1 protein-coding gene is annotated in these 772 nt (G+C 69.4%); it reads right to left on the minus strand.

Going from position 1 to position 772, the window contains the following annotated elements:
• Positions 1-45: 45 nt before the first annotated feature.
• Positions 46-726 carry a phosphoribosyltransferase gene (locus RM530_RS18400; protein WP_311366724.1) on the minus strand — a complete coding sequence of 227 codons (681 nt, stop codon included), beginning with the start codon at positions 724-726 and terminating at the stop codon, positions 46-48.
• Between the last annotated feature and the right edge of the window lie 46 nt (positions 727-772).

Below are 772 nucleotides of genomic sequence, written 5' to 3' on the forward strand. Positions count from 1 at the left end.
TGAATACGCGCCGGCAAAACGCATCCGGCTGATACCGAAGTACCCTCAGTCGGCTTCCGCAGTATCGGCCTCGCGCGTTTCGTGCAGACAGATGAACTCGTCCGCGAGTTCATCGTAGCGCCGCGCCAGACCAGCCGGTGCCGTGCACACCGCGATCACCACCGAGGCCGGGCGCAGCGAGCGCAGCGCGTACACGGCCGCCTGCATCGTGGCACCGGAGCTGATGCCCTCGTCGACCAGGATCACCGTGGCACCCTCGACCGCCAGCGGGGGCCGGGGACCGCGGTGGCGGCGTTCGTCCTTGCGCAGTTGCTCGGTCTCGCTCGCGATGATCGGCTCCAGCACGCCGGCGCCGAGGTTCAGGGCCTGGACCTGGGTCTCGTCGATGTGCAGCGCGCCGCCGGAGGTGACGGCTCCGAGCACGCGCCCGGGCCGCGACGGCACGCTCAGGCCACGCACCACCAGGGTGTCGCCGGTGACCTCGAGCTGGCGCGCGAGTTCGGCGGCCAGTGCAACACCGGCCGGCGGCACGCCGAGCACGATCACGCGGCGGCCGTTGCGGTATCGATGCAGCCGCTCGGCAAAGCTGCGGCAGGCCAGTTGATGAGCCACCGCCGAGGGTTCCGGGCCTGCATGCGATGCCGACCGCAAGGCTTCGCGTGCCTTTTGCGCCTCGACGATGTCCGAGGGCTGCGCACTCGCGCTCGTTTTACGGGTATTGCTCATGATCGTGACTCTGCTGCTCTGACAAGCCGAGCCTGTGCGAGCCTCG

The sequence above is a fragment of the Banduia mediterranea genome (assembly GCF_031846245.1).
GTDB classification, from domain to species: Bacteria; Pseudomonadota; Gammaproteobacteria; order Nevskiales; family Nevskiaceae; genus Banduia; species Banduia mediterranea.